This window comes from Streptococcus macedonicus ACA-DC 198, assembly GCA_000283635.1.
GTDB lineage: Bacteria > Bacillota > Bacilli > Lactobacillales > Streptococcaceae > Streptococcus > Streptococcus macedonicus.
Genome location: HE613569.1, coordinates 211,086 through 233,393 on the forward strand (window position 1 = coordinate 211,086; position 22,308 = coordinate 233,393).

Annotated in this window: 18 protein-coding genes and 1 pseudogene; 16 read left to right on the plus strand and 3 right to left on the minus strand. The window is 38.9% G+C overall.

Annotation, left to right across the window (positions count from 1 at the left end; translation table 11 throughout):
• Window positions 1-62 precede the first annotated feature (62 nt).
• Window positions 63-515: pseudogene (locus SMA_RS01260) on the minus strand (transposase family protein); the annotation flags it as partial.
• A 420-nt stretch (window positions 516-935) separates the two neighbouring features.
• On the opposite strand from SMA_RS01260, the gene SMA_RS01265 reads away from it, so the two are divergent.
• A complete protein-coding gene (locus SMA_RS01265; protein WP_081498563.1) occupies window positions 936-1,487 on the plus strand; it encodes a hypothetical protein in 552 nt (183 codons plus the stop codon).
• Between the two features lie 43 nt (window positions 1,488-1,530).
• On the opposite strand, the gene SMA_RS01270 is transcribed toward SMA_RS01265, so the two are convergent.
• On the minus strand, window positions 1,531-2,364 hold the full coding sequence (locus tag SMA_RS01270) for an AraC family transcriptional regulator (RefSeq protein ID WP_014293863.1): 834 nt from the start codon (window positions 2,362-2,364) through the stop codon (window positions 1,531-1,533).
• 109 nt (window positions 2,365-2,473) lie between these two features.
• On the opposite strand from SMA_RS01270, the gene SMA_RS01275 reads away from it, so the two are divergent.
• From SMA_RS01275 to dexB, 6 genes are all read left to right on the plus strand, one after another.
• Complete coding sequence (locus SMA_RS01275; RefSeq protein ID WP_014293864.1) at window positions 2,474-4,636, plus strand: alpha-galactosidase; 2,163 nt, start codon at window positions 2,474-2,476, stop codon at window positions 4,634-4,636.
• Between the two features lie 11 nt (window positions 4,637-4,647).
• Window positions 4,648-5,919: an extracellular solute-binding protein gene (locus SMA_RS01280; RefSeq protein ID WP_014293865.1), complete on the plus strand. Its 1,272-nt coding sequence runs from the start codon at window positions 4,648-4,650 to the stop codon at window positions 5,917-5,919.
• A 12-nt stretch (window positions 5,920-5,931) separates the two neighbouring features.
• A complete protein-coding gene (locus SMA_RS01285; protein WP_014293866.1) occupies window positions 5,932-6,798 on the plus strand; it encodes a carbohydrate ABC transporter permease in 867 nt (288 codons plus the stop codon).
• Between the two features lie 9 nt (window positions 6,799-6,807).
• Window positions 6,808-7,641, plus strand: a complete 834-nt coding sequence (locus SMA_RS01290) for a carbohydrate ABC transporter permease (protein ID WP_003063108.1) — start codon at window positions 6,808-6,810, stop codon at window positions 7,639-7,641.
• 112 nt (window positions 7,642-7,753) lie between these two features.
• A complete protein-coding gene (gene gtfA / locus SMA_RS01295) occupies window positions 7,754-9,199 on the plus strand; it encodes a sucrose phosphorylase (protein WP_014293867.1) in 1,446 nt (481 codons plus the stop codon).
• A gap of 121 nt (window positions 9,200-9,320) precedes the next feature.
• Window positions 9,321-10,931 carry a glucan 1,6-alpha-glucosidase DexB gene (gene dexB, locus SMA_RS01300; protein WP_014293868.1) on the plus strand — a complete coding sequence of 537 codons (1,611 nt, stop codon included), beginning with the start codon at window positions 9,321-9,323 and terminating at the stop codon, window positions 10,929-10,931.
• 56 nt (window positions 10,932-10,987) lie between these two features.
• Here dexB and SMA_RS01305 read toward each other — a convergent pair whose 3' ends face one another.
• On the minus strand, window positions 10,988-11,986 hold the full coding sequence (locus SMA_RS01305) for a LacI family DNA-binding transcriptional regulator (RefSeq protein WP_014293869.1): 999 nt from the start codon (window positions 11,984-11,986) through the stop codon (window positions 10,988-10,990).
• Window positions 11,987-12,136: 150 nt separating this feature from the next.
• Between SMA_RS01305 and SMA_RS01310 the strand changes: the two genes are divergently transcribed.
• The 9 genes from SMA_RS01310 (at window position 12,137) to SMA_RS01350 (ending at window position 22,294) form a co-directional block, all read left to right on the plus strand.
• Entirely contained in the window at window positions 12,137-13,309 is a 1,173-nt protein-coding gene (locus SMA_RS01310) for a galactokinase (RefSeq protein WP_014293870.1), read from the plus strand.
• Window positions 13,310-13,328: 19 nt separating this feature from the next.
• A complete protein-coding gene (gene galT, locus SMA_RS01315; protein ID WP_014293871.1) occupies window positions 13,329-14,798 on the plus strand; it encodes a UDP-glucose--hexose-1-phosphate uridylyltransferase in 1,470 nt (489 codons plus the stop codon).
• Window positions 14,799-14,807: 9 nt separating this feature from the next.
• On the plus strand, window positions 14,808-15,806 hold the full coding sequence (gene galE, locus SMA_RS01320) for a UDP-glucose 4-epimerase GalE (RefSeq protein WP_014293872.1): 999 nt from the start codon (window positions 14,808-14,810) through the stop codon (window positions 15,804-15,806).
• A 59-nt stretch (window positions 15,807-15,865) separates the two neighbouring features.
• A complete protein-coding gene (locus tag SMA_RS01325; protein ID WP_014293873.1) occupies window positions 15,866-16,735 on the plus strand; it encodes a GNAT family N-acetyltransferase in 870 nt (289 codons plus the stop codon).
• 95 nt (window positions 16,736-16,830) lie between these two features.
• Complete coding sequence (gene yajC, locus SMA_RS01330) at window positions 16,831-17,202, plus strand: preprotein translocase subunit YajC (RefSeq protein ID WP_014293874.1); 372 nt, start codon at window positions 16,831-16,833, stop codon at window positions 17,200-17,202.
• Window positions 17,203-17,355: 153 nt separating this feature from the next.
• Window positions 17,356-18,105, plus strand: a complete 750-nt coding sequence (gene uppS, locus SMA_RS01335; RefSeq protein ID WP_014293875.1) for an undecaprenyl pyrophosphate synthase — start codon at window positions 17,356-17,358, stop codon at window positions 18,103-18,105.
• 12 nt (window positions 18,106-18,117) lie between these two features.
• On the plus strand, window positions 18,118-18,912 hold the full coding sequence (locus SMA_RS01340; protein WP_014293876.1) for a phosphatidate cytidylyltransferase: 795 nt from the start codon (window positions 18,118-18,120) through the stop codon (window positions 18,910-18,912).
• Window positions 18,913-19,013: 101 nt separating this feature from the next.
• Window positions 19,014-20,276 carry an RIP metalloprotease RseP gene (gene rseP / locus SMA_RS01345; protein WP_014293877.1) on the plus strand — a complete coding sequence of 421 codons (1,263 nt, stop codon included), beginning with the start codon at window positions 19,014-19,016 and terminating at the stop codon, window positions 20,274-20,276.
• A 161-nt stretch (window positions 20,277-20,437) separates the two neighbouring features.
• Window positions 20,438-22,294 carry a proline--tRNA ligase gene (locus SMA_RS01350; protein WP_014293878.1) on the plus strand — a complete coding sequence of 619 codons (1,857 nt, stop codon included), beginning with the start codon at window positions 20,438-20,440 and terminating at the stop codon, window positions 22,292-22,294.
• Window positions 22,295-22,308 lie beyond the last annotated feature (14 nt).

The window sequence follows — 22,308 nt, forward strand, 5'->3', positions numbered from 1 at the left end:
AAGGTGGCTCTTTGCCACCCACTACAGTTGACAAAGAGCTGAACTTTGAAGTCGTAGAACTAAAGATGTTTAGAGGCATTGTAGCCAATATCGGCTAAGCCTTTAAAAACGGTAGCTCTATGATTGCGGACAGGTTGGCAAAGTGGCAAAGGAAAACTATCTATAATGGCTAGTTTATCAGATGGAAGCATTTCACTCATAGCTTTTCGGATTAATTGGACGAGCCAAATCAATTGTTTTGACCGACGATTGAAATGACCTCTTTCTAGTAGCTGTCCACAAGGAAAGAGGTGGCAGATGCTGTAGAAATGACGCTGTGACGTTATGCCTAGTTCAGCCTGTAACAAAAGTAAGATAAGAATTGATTCATCTGAAACTTTGGCTAAACTAACATTACGCCGATGTTTGAAGGAATTTGGACAGTAGTTTTGGTAGAAGTGATGACAAATTTGTGATAATTGCTGTACATTCCATTGTAAATGATGAGATTTAGCAGTATACTGCAAGTGGCTCATTTGGACTAACCTCCTATATGTTTCATAACTTACGCTATTTTGAAATGAACTAGCACCACGAGTAAAAGGTATCCTAGTAGCCTTTATCACTGTTAATGTTTATAAATTCTGTGTGCTTCATGACATCACCATCAAGATGCCAAAAGAAGTACCTGGTACTATTTCTCAAACATTAAAAAAGTTGTTGTGGTTGAAACAGCTTATGCCAATACTCTTGGCAATCTTGACCAAAAGACAAATGCTGTCACAGCAACAGAAGAAGCAGCAGCTGGTTACAAAGCTAGCCAAGATGGTTAGTACGAATTTTTGACAGATTTAGTTGATAAGATTAAGGATGTCAAAAATAACAATGGACTTGGTTTCTTCTATTAGGAACCACTCTGGTATAACGGTAACGTCTTATGGGCTACGCAAGTGGGTATGTCATATCTTGGCGTTTCAGATATGACAGGTAACGAATGGGAAAATCAAGCTGTCTTCGATTTCCAAGGAAATGCTTTACGTGGCATCAAAGCCTTTAATTACTCTAATCTAACAAATCTCCTTCAAAACAATAGCTTTGAATGGGATGGTTATACCGAAAGTTCATCATCTTGGAATATTTGGAAAAATGGCCAAATTTCTGGGATTAAGACCGAAGTTTATGATAATACGCGTTATAAACTCAGCTTCTGGTCAGACAAAGCATATGAAAGTTCTATCTATCAAACAGTAGGAAATCTCAGCTCAGGTACTTACAAATTAAGCATCGATGCTATGGGTGGTACAAGTCTTGAAAATGCAGAACTTTATATCAAAAACTACGGTGGCAACGAACAAAAAATCTCTCTCAAAGATTCAAATACTTGGAAAACCTATACCATTGACAACATTCAAATCACAAACGGACAGTGTGAAGTTGGCGCTTACGTCACATCATCTGCCAACAAATGGTTAAACATTGATAACGTCCGACTTGTTAAAGTTGATTAAGAAAAACTCCCCCAAGAACTTAGTTCTAGGGGGGATTTCTGTTTTATTTTTTCAGCGCTCTTCGGTAATGGCTTGGGCTTTGTCCGAAATGTTTTTTGAAAGCCTTGCTGAAGGCGAGAGCGTCTGGAAAGCCTACAGCGTTTGCGATTTCTGATATGTGAAAAGTCGTGCTGGTAAGCAAATCAGCACTTTTTTCCATGCGGATTTGGATGAGATAATCCTTGAGAGAATAATCTGTTTCTTCTTTGAAAATCTTGTACAAGTAGGAGCGATTTAGATTGAGCTTTTTTGCAATCTCACTGATTTTTAATGGATTTCCATATTGTGTGTGAATGATTTTTTTAGCTTGCTTGATGTAATTTTGAATCAAAATACTGCTATCAGACATTGCTTTGCTTGGAAATTCTTCTATTAGAAACGCTAGCAATTTGTAAAGTTCAGCAATCAGCTGAAGCTCTGTAATGTCATCAAGTTTTTGGTCACGGAATTGTGTTAATTTGACTAGCTGATCGAGGATTTTAGAGTTGAGCGTTGAATGACAAAAATAGTGTTCAAGAAGTTGTGTTTTATTTAAGATGCTTTCAGCTTTTGAGCCACTAAATCCAACCCAAAGATAAGTCCAAGGGTGCTTGCTATCTGCTTGGTAGAAGGTCACTTTTCCTTTTGGCAAAATAAACATATCACCTGTTTTAAGTTCGGTCATTGTGCCATCAATTTTGAAAGTTCCCTTGCCATCAACAATGAAATGAAGGACGTAGTTATCCCTAACAGTAGGTCCAAAAGAGTAGTTTTTATCACAAATCTCAGCACCATAATGGTCGACGTTCAGGTCAAAATTATTCGTGCCAAATTCGTTGTAGGTATTTAGAATATTCAAAGTATCAACTCCTTTATAAACAACATTTTACCATATTTGCCCAACATGATACCATTCAAGAGGTAAATAAATGATGGTAAAATTTTAGTAAACAAAGGGAGGAATTATCATGGGAATTCGCATCGAAGGGAATCTTTTTTACATTCAAAGTAAAGAGATGTCAATGATTATCGAAAATAAAGAAGGGGATTTGCTTCTTCGTCATATTGGAGGCAAAATCGCCAAATATCACGGCTCAAACGCTATTTTGGAGAAGGACCACGCTTTTTCAGGAAATCCAACTCCAGATAACCGCACCTTTAGTTATGATACACAACGCCAAGTTTTTGGCGTTCATGGATTCGGAGATTTCCGACAACCATCTCTAAAAATAGCACACGCTAATAACGAATTGACACAATTTAAGTTAACATCTAGTGAGATTTTAAATGGTGCAAACGAAGCAACAGGATTACCTAATCCACATTCAACAGAAGATGCCGAAACTTTAGTTTTGACACTTGAAGACAAAGTCGCTGCGCTAGAATTAAAACTTTACTACACTGCTTATGCTGATTGCAGCACTATTTCAACTCATGCTGAGGTTCGAAATTTATCAGATAAAGCAGTTGTTATCAATCGTGTTTTGTCAACCATGCTTGATGTGCCAGCTTCTGCTTATGATGTGGTGACATTGCAAGGTGCTTATGCACGTGAAAAAACGGTTCGTCGTCAAAAAGTTGAACAAGGTATTTTCACAGTTGCTTCAAATCGTGGTGCTTCAGGTCATTCCCATACACCTGCCATGATTTTATGTGAGCATACAGCAACAGAAGATGCTGGTCAGGCTTTAGCTCTTCAACTGCTTTACAGCGGTAATTTCCAAGCTTTTGTCCAAAAAAATCAATTGAACGAAGTTCGTTTAGGTATCGGAATCAACGATGATAATTTTGCTTGGCAACTATCAGCTGGCGATAGCTTTGAAACACCAGTGGCTTTGATAACCTTTTCAAATCATGGTCTTGGAAAACTTACTCAAGAAAGTCAATTGTTCATTCAAGATCACATCATGCCAAAACAATTTGCACATGCTGAACGTCCAATTCTCATTAACAACTGGGAAGCAACTTATTTTGATTTCAAAAAAGAAAAATTGCTTGATTTAGCTGACGAAGCAAGTAAACTTGGTATCGAGCTTTTTGTTCTTGATGACGGTTGGTTTGGTAATCGATTTGATGATAATCGTGCGCTTGGTGACTGGGTTGTCAACGAAGAAAAACTCGGTGGGCCTTTGAATGACTTGATTGCTGAAGTGCATGCCAAAGGTTTGAAATTTGGTTTGTGGTTTGAACCAGAAATGATTTCTGTTGATAGTGATCTTTATCGTGCGCATCCAGATTGGGCTATTCAAGCTGAAGGTCGTGGTCATACTTATTCTCGTAATCAATTGGTGCTCAACCTTGCAAATCCTGATGTCGTAGCCTACATCAAGGCAGCTATTGATAAGATTTTGACAGAAAATGCTATTGATTATGTTAAATGGGATTATAACCGTAACATCACAAATATCGGAAATGGTGATACTTACCTTGCGACCCAAATGCAATCTCATGCTTACATGCTAGGCTTGTATGATTTGGTGTCTTATTTGACAGAAAAACATAGTAACATTCTCTTTGAATCTTGCTCAGGTGGCGGTGGGCGAAATGACCTTGGTATGATGCGCTATTTTCCACAAGTTTGGGCTAGTGACAATACTGATGCTATTTCACGTTTACCAATTCAATACGGCTCAAGTTACCTTCACCCAACCATTTCAATGGGCTCTCACGTATCAGCAAGTCCTAATCACCAAATGGGTCGCACAACACCGATTGAAACTCGTGGTAATGTTGCCATGATGGGAAATCTTGGCTATGAACTTGATTTGACAAGCTTGCCAGAAAGTGACAAAGAAGTAATTGCTGCTCAAGTCGCTCATTACAAAGAGATTCGTCCAGTGATTCAATTTGGTAAGCAATATCGCTTGATTAATCCAGAAGAAGGGTCAAATGAAGCAGCGGTTCAATTTGTTTATGAAGATAAGGTAGTTGTCACTTATGTTCGCACACTTTCAACCATTGAAATCATTGAAACAACACTTAAGCTGAAAGGTTTGGAAGAAGAAGCTCTTTACTGCTTGCAAGGAACAGACCAAGTTTACTCAGGAGCAGAGCTCATGTACGCGGGCCTCATAGCGATTCTCCCACAAGGTGATTACCTCAGCAAACAATACTATTTCGTGAAACAATAAGGAGGTTTTCCATGAAATGGCCTAAACGATTAATAGTGACTGGAGTGGCAATGTTGACAGCGGCAGCTGCTTTGACATTGACAGCTTGTTCAAAAAACAGTGATTCCTCTAATGATGGCAAGGTAACTATCGAATATTTCAACCAAAAAACAGAAATGGTTGATACGCTAAAAGAAATCATTAAGGATTTTGAAAAAGAAAATCCAAAAATCCATGTCAAAATGACCAGTGTGCCAAGTGCTGGTACTGTTCTAAAAACACGTATGCTTGCAGGTGATGCTCCGGATGTCATTAACATTTACCCTCAGAACGTTGATTTTAAAGAGTGGGCAAAAGCAGGTTACTTTGAGAATATGACTGGAAAATCATATCTTAAAAACATCAAAAATCATTACGAAAAAAATTATGCTGTCAACGGCAAAATTTATAGCGTCCCGCTATCAGCCAACGTTTCAGGGATTTATTTTAACAAGACAAAATTTGAAGAATTAGGCCTCAAAGTTCCAGAAACTTGGGATGAATTTGAAACACTTGTTAAACAGATTAAAGCTGACGGCGAAACCCCGTTTGCGCTTGCTGGTAGTGAAGGTTGGACTTTAAATGGCTATCACCAACTAGCTTACATTAGTGTAACTGGTAGCGGCGATAAGGCAAATGATTACCTTCGTTTTTCTCCGGTGAATTCTATTTCAACAGATGACAAAGAAGTAAAAAATGTCTTGAAACGTCTTGATTTATTGGCTGAAAAAGGAAATCAACAAACTAACTGGGAAGGGGCTTCTTATAATGATTCTGTTGTAGCCTTTGCGACTGAAAAAGCTTTAATGTTACCTGGCGGTTCATGGGTATTAGCAGCCATTAAGCAACAAGACCCTAAATTTGACATCTCAACCTTTGCCTTTCCTGGGAATGAAGTTGGTCAAGAAGTGACTGTTGGTGCAGGTGATTTGGCTTTGTCTATCTCATCAGCAAGCAAACACAAAAAAGAGTGCGAAAAATTCATTTCTTATATGGCTTCAGCTAAAGCAATGCAAAAATATTATGACGTCGATGGCTCACCAGTATCTGTAAATGGTGTGGTTGAAGATGAGAACTCTCCCCTTGCTCCGCTTTATCGATTAGCTTTTACAGATAAGCACTATGTTTGGCTTGGTGAAAATTGGACAAGCGAAGAAGACTTCTTTAGTTTGACAGCCAATTATTTGATGAGCGAAGATGCTAAGCAATATACAGATGAATTAAATGCCTTTTTCAATCCGATGAAAGCCGATGTGACGAAGTAGGAGGAAACTAGAATGCGAAAATTTTTAAATAAATATTGGGGCTGGGTGTTCTTGATTGTTCCCTTGATTTTACAAGCAATTTTCTTCTATTTCCCAATGATTCAAGGTGCTTTCTACAGTTTTACAAACTGGACTGGATTGACTTACAATTTTGATTTTGTTGGTGTCAACAATTATAAAATCTTGCTAACGGATACCAAATTCTTTAAAGCTCTTGGCTTTACTTTGATTTTGACCATTGTGTTAATTGTCGGTGAAATTGTGATTGGTATCTGGGTGGCGCGTGCTTTGAATACTAAAATCAAAGGTCAAACGTTCTTTAGAGCTTGGTTCTTTTTCCCAGCTGTTTTGTCAGGGTTGACAGTGTCTTTGATTTTTAAACAAGTTTTTAACTATGGTTTGCCTGCTATCGGCGAAGCTTTGAATATTGAATGTTTAAAAACAAGTCTTTTAGGAACAACTGGCGGTGCTGTTTTTGCAGCAATCTTTGTTATGTTGTGGCAAGGTGTTGCCATGCCGATTATTCTCTTCCTATCTGGTCTTCAAACCATTCCGAGTGAGATTACAGAAGCGGCAGCAATCGATGGCGCAAACAGCAAACAAACGTTCTGGAACATTGAATTACCATATCTGTTACCAAGTATTTCTATGGTCTTTATCATGGCACTAAAAGGTGGCTTAACAGCTTTTGACCAAATCTTTGCTTTGACTGGTGGTGGACCAAGTAATTCAACAACATCAATCGGACTTTTGGTTTACAATTATGCCTTTTCAAGTAACCAATACGGTTATGCTAACGCAATTGCCTTGATTCTTTTTGCCATCATTGTTCTTGTTTCAGTGTTGCAACTTAAATTATCAAGTCGTTTTGAAGTATAGGAGTGAGAGATGAAAAAAGAAGAACGTTATAATACTTTTTGGAAATATGTGCTCTTAATTGCGGGTTCAATTCTGATTTTGATTCCTTTATTAGCAACTGTCTTTAGTTCGTTTAAGACAACTAAGGATATCATGCAACATTTCTTTGCTTTTCCAAATCCTGTCACTCTAAGCAACTACACACGCTTGCTTGCTGATGGCATCGGACATTATTTCTTAAATTCAACGATTATCACCGTTGTATCAGTGATTTTGGTGACTTTATTTATTCCTGCGGCTGCTTATTCAATTGCTCGTAATATGAGCAAAAAACGTGCTTTCAATATCATGTACAGTTTGTTGATTTTGGGAATTTTTGTGCCATTTCAAGTTATCATGATTCCAATCACAGTGATGATGAGTCGACTTGGCTTGACTAATATTTGGGGTTTGATTATCTTGTACTTAACATATGCTGTACCACAAACCTTATTCTTGTATGTCGGATACATCAAGTTAAGTGTTCCTGACAGTTTGGATGAAGCAGCTGAGATTGATGGTGCTGATAAATTCACAACTTATCGCAAAATCGTCTTTCCAATGTTAAAACCAATGCACGCTACAACTTTGATTATCAATGCACTTTGGTTTTGGAATGACTTCATGCTTCCACTCTTGATGCTGAATAAATCATCAGACTCTTGGTCATTGCCACTTTTTCAATACAACTACACAGGACAATACCTCAGCGACTACGGACCAAGCTTTGCATCATACGTCGTTGGTATTATTACTATCACAATCGTTTACCTCATTTTCCAAAAACATATCATTTCAGGAATGAGCAACGGCGCAGTGAAATAAGGAGTCGACGCAGTGTCATTAAGACACAAGGAAGCTCATCTTTTTCACCCAGCCCGTAGCCCGAGTTCAACTTTTGCTGGGTGCTAAAATCCAAAAAGGTAAAGGAGTAACTATGACAATACAAAATAAAACAATGCTTATTACTTACTCAGATAGTCTGGGAAAGAATTTGAAAGAATTAAATGAAAATCTTGGCAAGTATTTTGGAGAAGCTGTTGGCGGGGTTCATCTTTTGCCATTTTTCCCGTCAACAGGTGACCGTGGTTTTGCGCCAGTCGATTATGATGAGGTTGATGCTGCATTTGGGGATTGGGATGACGTGAAGGCATTGGGTGAGAAGTATTATCTCATGTTTGATTTCATGATTAACCATATTTCTCGTCAATCAAAATATTACAAAGATTATCAAGAAAAGCACGAAGCTAGTGCTTACAAGGATATGTTTCTTAACTGGGATAAATTTTGGCCAGAAAATCGTCCGACACAAGCTGATGTGGATTTGATTTACAAGCGTAAAGACCGCGCACCAAAACAAGAAATTCACTTTGCGGACGGTTCAGTTGAGCATCTCTGGAACACATTTGGTGAAGAGCAGATTGACCTTGATGTGACAAAAGACGTGACCATGGATTTCATTCGAAAGACCATCGCGCATTTAGCTGAAAATGGTTGCGACCTTATTCGATTAGATGCTTTTGCTTATGCAGTTAAAAAATTAGATACTAATGATTTCTTTGTAGAACCAGAAATCTGGGAATTGCTTGATAAAGTCCGTAGCATTGCTGCGGAATCTGGTACAGAGTTACTTCCAGAAATTCACGAGCATTATTCGATTCAGTTTAAAATCGCTGAGCACGATTACTATGTTTATGATTTTGCCCTTCCGATGGTGGTTCTTTATAGCCTTTACAGCGGAAATGTTAATCGTTTGGCGAAATGGCTTAAAATGTCTCCAATGAAACAATTTACGACACTTGATACGCACGATGGTATTGGAGTTGTTGATGTCAAAGATATCTTGACGGATGAGGAAATTGATTACACGTCAAATGAACTTTATAAAGTAGGTGCCAACGTCAACCGAAAATATTCAACAGCCGAGTATAATAATCTTGATATCTACCAAATCAATTCAACTTACTATTCTGCGCTTGGGGATGATGACAAGAAATATTTCTTAGCTCGTTTGATTCAAGCTTTCGCGCCAGGCATTCCACAAGTGTATTATGTTGGCTTTTTAGCTGGTAAAAATGATCTTGAATTGTTAGAAAAAACAAAAGAAGGGCGCAATATTAATCGTCATTATTATAGCAGTAGCGAAATTGCAGAAGAAGTCAAACGTCCAGTTGTTCAAGCTTTGCTAAAATTATTTACTTTCCGTAATCAATCGGCTGCTTTTGACCTGGATGGCAGTATTGAAGTTGATGAACTTGATAGTCACACAATTCTTATTACACGCCGTAATCAAGGCAGTAGTGTTGTCGCACAAGCAAAGATTAATCTAAAAGATTTGACTTATCATATCACAGAAAACGGTCAAGAAATTACCTTTCTATAAAGCTAAAAGCAAGGGAGTATCCTTGCTTTTCTTTGCATCTAGGTTTGAGTAATGCAAACGCTTGCGTGAAACAAAAGAAAAGGCTAAAATAGAGACAAAGAATTCTAAAATGAGGTGCGTTATGGAAAAACATTGGTGGCATAAAGCAACCATTTATCAAATTTACCCAAAATCATTTAAGGATTCAAATGGTGATGGAATTGGTGATTTGCAAGGGATTATCAGTAAGCTTGACTACCTAGAGAAGCTTGGTATTACAGCAATTTGGCTTTCTCCCGTTTATCAGTCTCCGATGGATGATAATGGCTATGATATTTCAAATTATGAAGCGATTGCGGATATTTTCGGCGATATGTCTGACATGGAAGAATTGCTAGCTCAGGCAAAAGCGCGTGGCATTCGCATTATCATGGATTTGGTGGTTAATCACACATCAGATGAGCACGCTTGGTTTGTTGAAGCGTGTGAAAATCCTGCCAGCCCATACCGTGATTTTTACATTTGGCGTGATGAACCAAATGAGCTTAATTCAATTTTTGGTGGCTCTGCCTGGGCATATGATGGCAAAACTGGGCAATATTATTTGCACTTTTTCAGCAAGAAACAGCCAGATTTGAATTGGGAAAATCTCGCATTACGCAAGTCTGTTTACGATATGATGAATCGCTGGATTGACAAAGGTATTTCTGGCTTTCGTATGGACGTGATTGACATGATTGGGAAAATGCCAGAGCAATTAATTTCTAATAATGGACCAAAATTGCATGATTATCTCAAAGAAATGCATCAAGAAACCTTGGCTGGAAAGGATTTGTTAACGGTTGGCGAAACTTGGGGCGCAACACCAGAAATTGCTAAGAAGTACTCATCCCCAGATGAAAAAGAATTATCAATGGTTTTTCAATTTGAACATATCGGTCTGCAACACAAGCCAAATGCTTCAAAATGGGAATACGAAAAAGAATTAAATGTTCCTGCACTCAAAGCCATTTTCAACAAGTGGCAGACAGAGCTTGAGCTTGGTCAGGGTTGGAATTCGCTTTTTTGGGACAATCATGATTTGCCACGTGTTTTATCTATTTGGGGAGACACAGACACTTATCGTGAAAAATCAGCCAAAGCGCTAGCGATTTGCTTGCACCTAATGCGTGGTACGCCTTACATCTACCAAGGAGAAGAAATCGGCATGACTAACTATCCTTTCAAGGATTTAGGAGAAATTGATGATATTGAGTCGCTCAATTTTGCCAAAGAAGCGCTTGAAAATGGTAAGACGTCAGAAGAAGTGCTAGACAGTATTCGCATGATTGGACGCGATAATGCTAGAACGCCAATGCAATGGGATAGTAGCAAGAATGCAGGATTTTCAACAGCTGATAAGACTTGGTTGCCAGTTAATCCAAACTATCAGGACATCAATGTCCAAGCTGCTTTAGACAATCTAGAATCTATTTTCTATACTTATCAAAAACTCATCAAGCTTCGCAAGGAAAATGAGTGGTTGATTGATGCGGATTTTGAACTTTTAGAGTCAGCAGATAAGATCTTTGCCTATCTCAGAAAAACTGCGGACGCTACTTATCTTGTTGTGGCTAACCTATCGGACCAAGCGCAACCATTTGAATGCGACCTTAGTTACCAAGCAACTATTATCAGCAATACCGCAGAACTTGCTGATTTTGAAAATCATCAACTTCAACCATGGGATGCCTTTTGCGTTAAAGTTGGGTGAAAATATGAAATAAAACGAGCTTCAGATTTAAATTTGGAGCTCGTTATTAACATCTTTTATTTCGTGCTATCTCGCAATGTTAGGGTAGTTGCGAGTCTTGTCATTGTTGGGACGGTGTGGCGTTTGATGAGTTGGTGATTTAGGATATCAACAGCTGTGCGTCCCATTTCTTCGGTGTAGACAGTGATACTTGATAGAGCAGGAAAGACTTGCTTAGTCAAGGCAGTATCATTGAAAGAAATGAGGCTGACACGGTCAGGAACAGCAATGTTAGCTTCTTGAAGGGCACGAAGGGCACCTATGGCTAGGGTGTCGTTTGCAACAAAGAAAGCTTGCGGAAGGTCATCACCCAGTTCAGTGGTGGCTTTTTTCATTAATTCATATCCTGCTTGTGCTGAAAAATCTCCGGCAAAGATATAGTTAGGATTATAGAGGTTATTTTCGTAAGCGTAGTTTTTAAAGGTGCGGAAGCGTTGGTCGATAATGAGTTCTTTTTGGTCAGTTGTACGTTCTTCCCCGGCAATCATCCCAATTTTAGTAAATCCTTTCTGCATGAAGTAATCAAGCACCTTAACCACTGCATTATCAAAATCAGTTGTAACGCAAGGATGACCAGCGTTCAAAGTATCACTATCAACAAAAACTAGATTTTTTGAATGGCTTTCCAGACTATGAATTTGTTGGTCTGAGAATTTACCAATAGCGATAATTCCGCTAACACTTTCTGAAATAGTCAGAATGTCATTGTTAAAATAGCGTAAAACGTCATAATCCAATTCTTGAGCGCGCTTTTCGAGTCCGATACGAATGCTGTAGTAATAGAGGTCGTTGAGTTCTTCCTGCTCACTGTACCATTGTACAATGGCGATTTTTTGCCGTTCTTGTAAGATATTTGTGCTGTGTTTGTGCTTTTCGTATCCCAACTCTTCGGCGACGGTTAAAATGCGATGCCGTGTTTCTTCGCTAACAGAAAGGGTAGCATCTTGATTAAGCACCCGAGAAACGGTTGCTGATGAAACCTTTGCCAACTTTGCAATGTCTTTTAATGTAGCCATAAGTCATCCCTTCTTTCTTATCCCTATTATAGCACAAAAAATAAAATAAAGAAAATTTTAAGTAAAACTTTAGTAAATATTATTGACTTAAGATATTTAGGGTTGTAAAATGAAAGCGTAAACAAAAAGAAATGAAAAAAGGAGACCCTCATGACTATTACAGAACTTAAAGAAGCTTTTGCTAAAGTATTTGGCAATGAAGCAGACGCAACCTTTTTCTCACCAGGACGTATCAATTTGATTGGTGAGCATACAGACTACAATGGTGGTCATGTTTTCCCAGCGGCTATCACCCTTGGAACATACGGTGTAGCTCGTAAACGTGATGATAAACTTTTACGTTTTTACTCAGCTAACTTTGATGATTTAGGTGTTATTGAAGTGCCACTTGATAATCTTACTTTTGATAAGAAAGATAGCTGGACAAATTATCCAAAAGGTGTCATTAAATTCTTGCAAGAAGCTGGGCATATGATTAATACTGGTTTTGACCTTTACGTCAATGGTAATATTCCGAACGGTTCAGGCTTGTCATCATCAGCTTCGTTAGAGCTCTTGGTCGGAATTGTTGCTGAAGAATTATTTGACCTCAACTTAGACCGTCTTGACTTAGTAAAAATTGGTAAACAAACGGAAAATGAATTTATCGGCGTTAATTCAGGAATAATGGACCAATTTGCTATTGGTATGGGAGCTGACAAGCAAGCTATTTACCTTGATACCAATACATTAGAATACGACCTTGTGCCGCTTGATTTAGGTGACAATGTCATTGTTATCATGAATACTAACAAACGCCGTGAATTGGCTGATTCAAAATACAATGAACGTCGTGCCGAATGTGAAAAAGCCGTTGAAGAATTGAATCAAGTGCTTGATATCAAGACACTTGGTGAACTTGATTTGCAAGCTTTTGATGAATACAGTTACCTCATTAAAGATGCTAATCGTCTCAAACGTGCTCGTCACGCTGTTTGGGAAAATCAACGCACTCTTCAAGCCAAAGAAGCTTTGATTGCAGGTGAACTTGAAAAATTTGGTCGTTTGGTCAATGCCTCACATGTGTCACTTGAGCATGATTACGAAGTGACTGGTATTGAGCTTGATACCCTTGCTCATACCGCTTGGCAACAAGAAGGTGTCCTTGGAGCTCGTATGACAGGAGCGGGCTTTGGTGGCTGCGGTATTGCCATTGTCGCTAAAGATAAAGTTGATGAATTCACCCAAAATGTCAGCAAGGTTTATACAGAAATCATTGGCTATGCGCCAGCTTTTTACATTGCTGAAATTGCAGGTGGCTCACGTGTCTTGTCTCGAAAATAAGTAAGATTAGAGAAGAAAAATGAAACTTTTAGATACTTTTGTTGCTAAAGTCATTGCAGTTAGCGACTACACAGAAGATGATATGTTTTACTTGCGTAATCGTGTTCTTGCCCTTGTTGGCGAAGATGGCGTACAGCAAGAAACGAAGCAAACAGAGCTTATTGCCCTCAAAGATGGATTGGTTGACCTAGCCGTGCAAAATGGCAAGGTTGGTGAATTGGTAGCTGAAAAAGATTGTTTGGGTGCTGAGCTAATGAATTTTATCACGCCTGTCCCAAGTCAGGTGAATCGTAAATTCTGGGATACTTATGCAAAATCTCCTCAACAAGCTATCGCAGATTTTTATGCCCTCAGCAAACACAACGATTATATTAAAGTTGCCGCAATCGCAAAAAACATTGCCTTTACGACACCGTCACAATATGGTGATATTCAAATCACAATCAATTTATCAAAACCTGAAAAAGATCCTAAAGCTATTGCACAAGCTAAACTGGTCAAAGCTTCCTCATATCCAAAATGCCAACTTTGCATGGAAAATGAAGGTTACCAAGGTAGGATTAACCACCCTGCCCGCGCTAACCACCGCATTATCCGTATTAAGTTAGACGGTGAAAAATGGGGCTTCCAGTATTCACCTTATGCTTACTTCAATGAGCACTGCATTATTTTAAATACTGAGCATGTGCCAATGGTTATTAGCAAGGATACTTTTGCGCAATTATTGGACATTGTTGATATTTTTCCAGGGTATTTTGCAGGGTCAAATTCCGATTTACCGATTGTTGGTGGGTCAATTTTGACACACAATCACTATCAAGGTGGGCGTCATGTCTTTCCTATGGAAATAGCAGAGCTAGACCGTGAGTTTCATTTCAAAGGCTTTTCTGATGTGACAGCTGGTATTGTCAACTGGCCAATGTCTGTTATTCGTTTGCGTAGCGCTGATAAAAATCGTTTGGTTGAACTAGCTGAAACCATTCGCTTGGCTTGGCGTGATTATTCTGATGATAGCGTTGATGTTATCGCCTATACAGGAGACACACCGCACCACACCGTGACCCCGATTGCTCGTAAACGTCGTGGCTTGTTTGAATTGGATATTGTCCTACGTGATAATCACACGACTGCTGAATTTCCTGACGGTGTTTATCATCCGCACGCTGATGTGCAACACATCAAAAAAGAAAATATCGGTCTGATTGAGGTTATGGGCTTAGCTATTTTACCTCCGCGTTTGAAAGATGAACTGTCAGAAGTTGAAAAATATCTTTTGAACCAGTATAATGAAATCGCTGACTATCACAAAGATTGGGCAGATAATATTAAAAAACGTACTGATATTACGGCTAAAACAGTGTATAATATTGTACAAGAGGAAGTCGGAAAAGTTTTTGTTCGTGTTTTAGAAGACGCAGGTGTTTACAAACGTGATGAAAAAGGGCAAGCTGCCTTTATGCGTTTTGTAGATAGCGTGGGGTTAGAATAGGAGAAATACATGTCAATTTTAGTGCTTGGTGGGGCTGGTTATATCGGTTCTCACATGGTTGATCGTTTGGTTGAAAAAGGTGACGAAAAAGTCGTCGTGGTTGACAGTTTGGTGACAGGGCACCGTGCTGCGGTTCACCCTGATGCGACATTTTATCAAGGCGACCTTGCTGACCAAGACTTTATGCGTAAAGTCTTTACAGAAAATCCAGATATTGATGCTGTCATTCACTTTGCGGCTTATTCATTGGTTGCTGAATCAATGGAAAAACCTTTAAAATACTTTGATAACAATACAGCAGGCATGGTCAAATTGCTTGAAGTGATGAATGAATTTGGCGTGAAATACATTGTTTTCTCGTCAACAGCAGCAACTTATGGCATTCCAGATGAAATTCCAATCAAAGAAACAACACCACAACGCCCAATCAATCCGTATGGCGAAAGTAAACTCATGATGGAAACAATCATGAAATGGTCTGACCAAGCTTACGGTATTAAATTTGTACCGCTTCGCTATTTCAATGTTGCTGGTGCAAAACCAGACGGTTCAATCGGTGAAGACCATGGTCCAGAAACACATTTGTTACCAATTATTTTGCAAGTGGCACAAGGTGTACGTGAAAAAATCATGATTTTTGGTAATGATTACAACACACCAGATGGCACAAATATCCGTGATTATGTTCACCCATTTGACCTAGCAGATGCGCATTTGCTTGCGGTTAAATACCTTCGTGAAGGTAATCCGTCAAAGGCATTCAATCTTGGTTCTTCAACAGGATTTTCAAATCTTCAAATTCTCGAAGCAGCTCGTAAAGTGACCGGCAAAGAAATTCCAGCTGAACTGGCTGACCGTCGCCCTGGTGACCCGGATACCTTGATTGCGTCATCTGACAAAGCGCGTGAAGTCCTTGGTTGGAAACCACAATTTGACGACATTGAAAAAATCATTGCCTCAGCATGGGCATGGCACTCAAGCCACCCAAATGGGTATAATGATAGATAAGTATAACAGGACACCAAGTTCAACTTGGTGTTCTGTTCTTGATTATAAAAGGAGATATTATGGAAATTATTAGGGCTTATGTTTTAACAGATGAGGAATTGTTGGCAGCTAAAGAACTTATCAAGGTTGTTCAAGCGTTTGACCAGACACATCGCACACCGTATTTGTCTAATCAGCTTAATTTTGATGTGGATATGCCATCGTTTTTCTTGGGTTATGATGAGGGAAAATTAGTGGCTTTATTAACCGTTTATGCGGATTGCCAAGAAGCCGAGCTTGCTATTTTGGTTCACCCAAATCATCGTCGAAAGGGGTATGCAAAGGCGCTCTGGCGTGAATTTGATGAGATTAGACGTGATTATCAACTAAGACCAATCATCATGACTGAAAAGTGTTTTTTAGACAAAAATCCTGACTTAACCAGGCATTTGGGCATGGTGTTAGAACCTGATTTTGAATATTGGTTGGCACGTGAGCGAGAACCCTATCCTTTAGAAGAACGCACGGATTTAACCGTTCTTGAGGCTAGTACAGCACATATTGAAGCTATTGCTGATTTCCAAATGAAGGCTTTTAAAGAATCGAAAGAACAAGCGCTTCATTATGCCAAAGGGGCTTTGGAAGATGAGAATGGCAAGCTGTATACTGTCATGAGAGGAGATACAGTTTTGTCCTCTTGTACAGTTGATTTTAGTACAGATTATAACTATTTTTACGGTTTTGCGGTGGTTGAGGATTGCCGCGGTCAAGGAATTGGTACTTATTTTATGAAAAGGTTGGTGAATCAATTGATTGCTGAAAATGAGAAAACTTTTCAGATTGCAGTTGAGTCAGCTAACATTGCTGCCAAGAGTCTATATGAAAAATTAGGCTTTAAAGAACAGACTCAAGTGTTTTATGTGAAAAAATTGACAGATTTCACACGTTGAATCCTTGCTTTATTACCATTTTAACGGTCAATTCTTGCGTTGATAACTTAAATTTGGTATAGTAAATTTTGACCTTATAAATTTGGAGGAAACATATGGGAACAATTATTATGTTGGTTGTATTGGGTGGTATGATTTGGTTCATGCAACGTTCACAAAAGAAACAAGCTCAGGAACGTCAAAATCAGCTTAAAAAATTAGCTAAAGGTGATGAAATTGTAACTATCGGTGGTCTTTACGGAGTTATTGACGAAGTAGATGAAGATAACCAAAAAATGGTTTTAGACATTGATGGTGTTTACTTGACATTTGAATTGAGCGCTTTGAAACGTGTTATTAACCGCGCAGAACAAGAAACTGTTGAACCTGAAACAACTGTTATCGAAGAAGCAACAGAAACAGAAGCAGTTGTTGAAGGAGCTACTGAAGAAGCAAGTACAGATACTGCCATTGAAAGCAAAGATTAATACATGAAGTCAGATGTGAAAAACGTCTGGCTTTTTAAATGCAATGCTTGGAGAATTTTCCAGCATAATCTGCTTAAAAGCGTGCAATAAGTGGAGAAAAAATTGCCAATTTATGGTAAAATATTATAATGAGTATGCTTTTAAGGAAATTTTATGTTTAAATTTAGAAAAAAAGAAAAGGCGATAAGCCTTGAAAAGATTCCAAAACACATCGGAATCATCATGGATGGAAATGGTCGCTGGGCGAAGAAGCGTATGCAACCACGTGTCATGGGACACAAAGCAGGAATGGACGCTCTGCAAGACGTCACCATTGCGGCTTCTGAACTTGGTGTTAAAGTTTTGACTGTCTATGCTTTTTCAACTGAAAATTGGTCTCGTCCCGAAGATGAAGTTAAATTCATTATGAATTTACCAGTCGAATTCTTTGATAAATATGTCCCTGAATTGGACGCAAATAATGTCAAAGTTCAAGTTATTGGTGAAACAGACCGCCTGCCAAAAGATACTTTTGATGCGATGAAACATGCTTGCGAGAAAACAAAGCACAATTCTGGTTTGATTTTGAATTTTGCGCTTAATTATGGTGGACGTTCAGAAATCACAGAAGCAGTAAAAAACATTGCCCAAGAAGTGCTTGAAGCTAAAATCAACCCTGATGACATTACAGAAGATGTGATTTCAAACCACTTGTTGACAAATCACTTGCCGTATTTATACCGCGATCCTGATTTGATTATTCGAACAAGTGGTGAGCTTCGACTAAGTAATTTTCTGCCTTGGCAGTCAGCTTATAGTGAATTTTATTTCACACCAGTTTTATGGCCTGATTTCAAAAAAGATGAGCTGATTAAGGCAATTGCTGAATACAATCGACGTCATCGTCGTTTTGGTGGAATATAGAAAGGAAATGTCATGAAACAACGTGTGATTTGGGGGGCGATTGCCTTACTGATTTTACTGCCGTTTCTGTTGTTAGGAGGCTTATCTTTCCAAGTTTTTGCTGGTCTTTTAGCGATGATTGGTGTGGCAGAAATGTTGCACATGAAACGTCTAGAATTTTTCTCAATTGAAGGTGTTTTGGCGATGTTGGGAGCTTTTGTTCTTACTGTGCCTTTGGATAATTATTTTACATCGCTACCGCTGGACTCAAGTTTTTCAGTTTATGGCTTGCTAGTTTTTCTACTCTTGGCTGGAACTGTTTTAAACAGTGATGATTATTCATTTGACGACGTTTCTTATCCTATTGCGGCTAGTCTTTACGTCGGCATTGGTTTTCAGAACCTTGTTAATGCTCGTATCAGCGGTTTAGATAAAGTTTTATTTGCTTTGTTTATCGTTTGGGCGACTGACATCGGTGCTTACATGATTGGACGTCGTTTTGGACGCCGTAAATTGTTGCCGAAAGTTTCTCCGAATAAAACAATCGAAGGTAGCCTTGGAGGAATTGTCTGTGCTGTTATTGTTGCTTTGATTTTCATGCTTGTTGATAAGGCAGTCTATACACCGCATAATCTTTTTGCAATGCTTATTTATGTTGTGCTGTTTAGTGTTTTTGGCCAATTCGGTGATTTGGTTGAGAGTGCTATCAAACGTCACTTTGGTGTAAAAGATTCAGGCAAATTAATCCCTGGTCATGGTGGTATTTTGGACCGCTTTGATTCAATGATTTTTGTCTTTCCAATTATGCATCTCCTTGGTCTTTTCTAATTTTGATTGTGAGTTAACGCTGACAAGTCGCTCTTATCGCTTAATGGCTAGTGAATGATTATTAGGATAATATCAAATTTACTGGTATGGAAAGGAGTAAAATGCTCGGAATTTTAACCTTTATTATTGTTTTTGGAATTTTAGTTATTGTCCATGAATTTGGGCACCTTTACTTTGCTAAAAAGTCTGGTATCTTAGTACGAGAATTTTCTATCGGAATGGGCCCGAAAATCTTTTCGCATATTGATAAAGAGGGTACCGCTTATACAATTCGTATCCTACCTCTGGGTGGCTATGTACGCATGGCTGGTTGGGGTGATGATACAACGGAAATAAAGACTGGAACACCTGCCAGTTTGACACTAAATCAAGACGGTTTGGTGACACGTATTAATTTATCACAAAAGCAGTTGGACAACACCGCTCTTCCGATGAATGTCACGGCTTATGATTTAGAGGATAAGTTGGAAATCACAGGTCTAGTGCTCGATGAAATGAAAACCTATTCTGTTGACCATGATGCGACTATTGTCGAGGAAGATGGTACAGAAATCCGTATTGCACCGCTAGATGTGCAATATCAAAATGCAACAGTTTGGAGACGTTTAATCACAAACTTTGCTGGTCCGTTGAATAACTTTATTTTGGGAACAATTGTCTTTATCCTTCTTGTTTTCATGCAAGGTGGTGTACCAGATAATTCAACGAATGTTATTCAAGTAACTGACGGCGGTGCCATGCAGGCAGCTGGTGTTGAAAGTGGTGACCGTGTCCTATCCATCGAAAATTACGACATCTCTAATTGGTCTGATTTGACGGAGGCTGTCACGAAAGCAACTGAAAATATTTCAAGTGGTGATACGATTTCCGTAACCGTTGAAACCAGCTCAGGAAAGACTGAAACGCTTGATATCAAACCGCGAGAAAATAATGGTAGCTACTATATCGGTGTTACTCGAGTATTGAAAACAGGTTTCTGGGACAAGGTCACTGGTGGCTTCCAAATGGCTTGGCAAAGCGCAACCGCTATTCTGACAGCTTTGAAAGGCTTGATTTCAAACTTTAGTTTGGATAAATTAGGTGGTCCTGTTGCCATGTACCAAGTTTCAAGTCAAGCTGCTTCAAATGGATTGACTTCAGTTCTTTACTTATTGGCGCTATTATCAATGGACTTAGGAATTGTGAATTTGATTCCGATTCCAGCCTTGGACGGTGGAAAAATTTTGATGAACCTTATCGAAATTGTTCGTCGTAAACCGCTTAAACAAGAAACCGAAACTTATATCACCCTAGTTGGCGTTGTTATCATGCTTATTTTGATGATTGCTGTCACTTGGAACGATATTATGCGAGTTTTCTTTTAGATATATCTGATTACGCCTAAATGATGTAGTACAATAATTTATAAATAAAACCTATTTTTTAGAAAGGAATTTATACGGCCTTTTATAAAAAGAAGATAAGTGAGCTACTTGTTCAATTGAAGAGCTTACTTATTTTCATGATTTGACCGTTATATTTTGTTATGAAACAATCACAAATGCTTATCCCTACGCTTCGCGAAATGCCAAGCGATGCCCAAGTTATCAGTCATGCCCTTATGGTACGTGCTGGTTACGTTCGCCAAGTCTCAGCAGGTATATACGCTTACTTGCCACTTGCTAACCGTACGATTGAAAAATTCAAAGCAATCATGCGTGAAGAATTTGAAAAAATTGGTGCGGTTGAAATGCTTGCCCCAGCACTTTTGAATGCTGACCTTTGGCGTGAATCAGGTCGTTACGAAACTTATGGTGAAGACCTTTATAAACTTAAAAACCGTGATAAATCAGACTTCATTCTTGGTCCAACACACGAAGAAACATTCACAAGTCTTGTCCGTGATGCGGTAAAATCATACAAACAATTGCCATTGAACCTTTACCAAATCCAATCTAAATATCGCGATGAAAAACGTCCTCGTAACGGACTTCTTCGCACACGTGAATTTATCATGAAAGATGGTTATAGTTTCCACGCTGACTACGAAGGATTGGACACAACTTACGAAGATTACCGTAAAGCATATGAAGCTATCTTTACACGTGCTGGTCTTGATTTTAAAGGTATCATTGGTGACGGTGGTGCCATGGGGGGTAAAGATTCTCAAGAGTTTATGGCTATCACTCCAGACCGTACAGACCTTGACCGTTGGTTGGTTCTTGATAAATCAATCGCTTCAATTGATGAAATTCCAGCTGATGTTTTAGAAGATATCAAAAAAGAATTGGCATCATGGTTGGTTTCAGGTGAAGATACCATTGCTTACTCAACAGAATCAAGCTATGCTGCTAACCTTGAAATGGCAAGCAATGAATATAAACCAACAACAAAAGTTATCGCTCAAGAAGATGTCAAACGTGTGGAAACACCAGATTGCAAATCAATTGATGATGTTGCTGCATTCTTGAAAGTTGACGAAGAACAAACAATCAAAACACTTTTCTTCATTGCTGATAATGAGCCAGTAGTTGCTCTTCTCGTCGGAAATGACCAAGTCAATGATGTTAAATTGAAAAACTATCTTGGAGCTGATTTCCTTGAACCTGCAAGCGAAGAAGAAGCTGTTGAAGTCTTTAGTGCTAACTTTGGTTCACTTGGACCAGTTAACCTTCCTGAAAATGTCCGCATCGTGGCTGACCGCAAAGTGCAAGATGTTGCCAATGCAGTTGTTGGCGCAAACGAAGACGGCTATCACTTGACAGGTGTTAACCCAGGACGTGATTTTGAAGCGGAATACGTTGATATTCGTGAAGTTAAAGAAGGTGAAATCTCACCAGACGGTAAAGGTGTTCTTAAATTTGCTCGTGGTATCGAAATTGGACACATCTTTAAACTCGGTACTCGCTATTCAGAAAGCATGGGAGCAACAATCCTTGACCAAAATGGACGTGCTATTCCAATCGTTATGGGATGCTATGGTATTGGTGTTAGCCGTATCTTGTCAGCTGTTATTGAACAATATGCTCGTCTCTTTGTTTCTAAAACACCAAAAGGCACTTACCGCTTTGCATGGGGTATCAACTTTCCTAAAGAATTGGCACCGTTTGATGTACATGTCATCACTGTCAATGTGAAAGATAAAGAAGCACAAGCTTTGACAGCGAAAGTTGAAGCTGAATTGGTTGCTAAAGGTTACGAAGTCTTGGTTGACGACCGTAACGAACGTGTCGGCTCTAAATTCTCAGACAGTGACCTTATCGGTCTCCCAATTCGTGTCACAGTAGGTAAGAAAGCTGCTGACGGTATCGTTGAAGTGAAAATTAAAGCAACTGGCGATACTATCGAAGTTAACGCGGAAAACCTTATCGAAACTCTTGAAATTTTGACAAAAGAAAATTAATGATAACAAGGTCA

Coding starts and splice junctions, on each gene's coding strand:
- rseP (WP_014293877.1), top strand. CDS start 19,014: ATGCTCGGAATTTTAACCTTTATTATTGTTTTTGGAATTTTAGTTATT.
- SMA_RS01275 (WP_014293864.1), top strand. CDS start 2,474: ATGGGAATTCGCATCGAAGGGAATCTTTTTTACATTCAAAGTAAAGAG.
- SMA_RS01280 (WP_014293865.1), top strand. CDS start 4,648: ATGAAATGGCCTAAACGATTAATAGTGACTGGAGTGGCAATGTTGACA.
- SMA_RS01265 (WP_081498563.1), top strand. CDS start 936: ATGTCATATCTTGGCGTTTCAGATATGACAGGTAACGAATGGGAAAAT.
- yajC (WP_014293874.1), top strand. CDS start 16,831: ATGGGAACAATTATTATGTTGGTTGTATTGGGTGGTATGATTTGGTTC.
- galE (WP_014293872.1), top strand. CDS start 14,808: ATGTCAATTTTAGTGCTTGGTGGGGCTGGTTATATCGGTTCTCACATG.
- uppS (WP_014293875.1), top strand. CDS start 17,356: ATGTTTAAATTTAGAAAAAAAGAAAAGGCGATAAGCCTTGAAAAGATT.
- galT (WP_014293871.1), top strand. CDS start 13,329: ATGAAACTTTTAGATACTTTTGTTGCTAAAGTCATTGCAGTTAGCGAC.
- SMA_RS01350 (WP_014293878.1), top strand. CDS start 20,438: ATGAAACAATCACAAATGCTTATCCCTACGCTTCGCGAAATGCCAAGC.
- SMA_RS01310 (WP_014293870.1), top strand. CDS start 12,137: ATGACTATTACAGAACTTAAAGAAGCTTTTGCTAAAGTATTTGGCAAT.
- SMA_RS01325 (WP_014293873.1), top strand. CDS start 15,866: ATGGAAATTATTAGGGCTTATGTTTTAACAGATGAGGAATTGTTGGCA.
- SMA_RS01290 (WP_003063108.1), top strand. CDS start 6,808: ATGAAAAAAGAAGAACGTTATAATACTTTTTGGAAATATGTGCTCTTA.
- SMA_RS01305 (WP_014293869.1), bottom strand. CDS start 11,986: ATGGCTACATTAAAAGACATTGCAAAGTTGGCAAAGGTTTCATCAGCA.
- gtfA (WP_014293867.1), top strand. CDS start 7,754: ATGACAATACAAAATAAAACAATGCTTATTACTTACTCAGATAGTCTG.
- SMA_RS01285 (WP_014293866.1), top strand. CDS start 5,932: ATGCGAAAATTTTTAAATAAATATTGGGGCTGGGTGTTCTTGATTGTT.
- SMA_RS01340 (WP_014293876.1), top strand. CDS start 18,118: ATGAAACAACGTGTGATTTGGGGGGCGATTGCCTTACTGATTTTACTG.
- dexB (WP_014293868.1), top strand. CDS start 9,321: ATGGAAAAACATTGGTGGCATAAAGCAACCATTTATCAAATTTACCCA.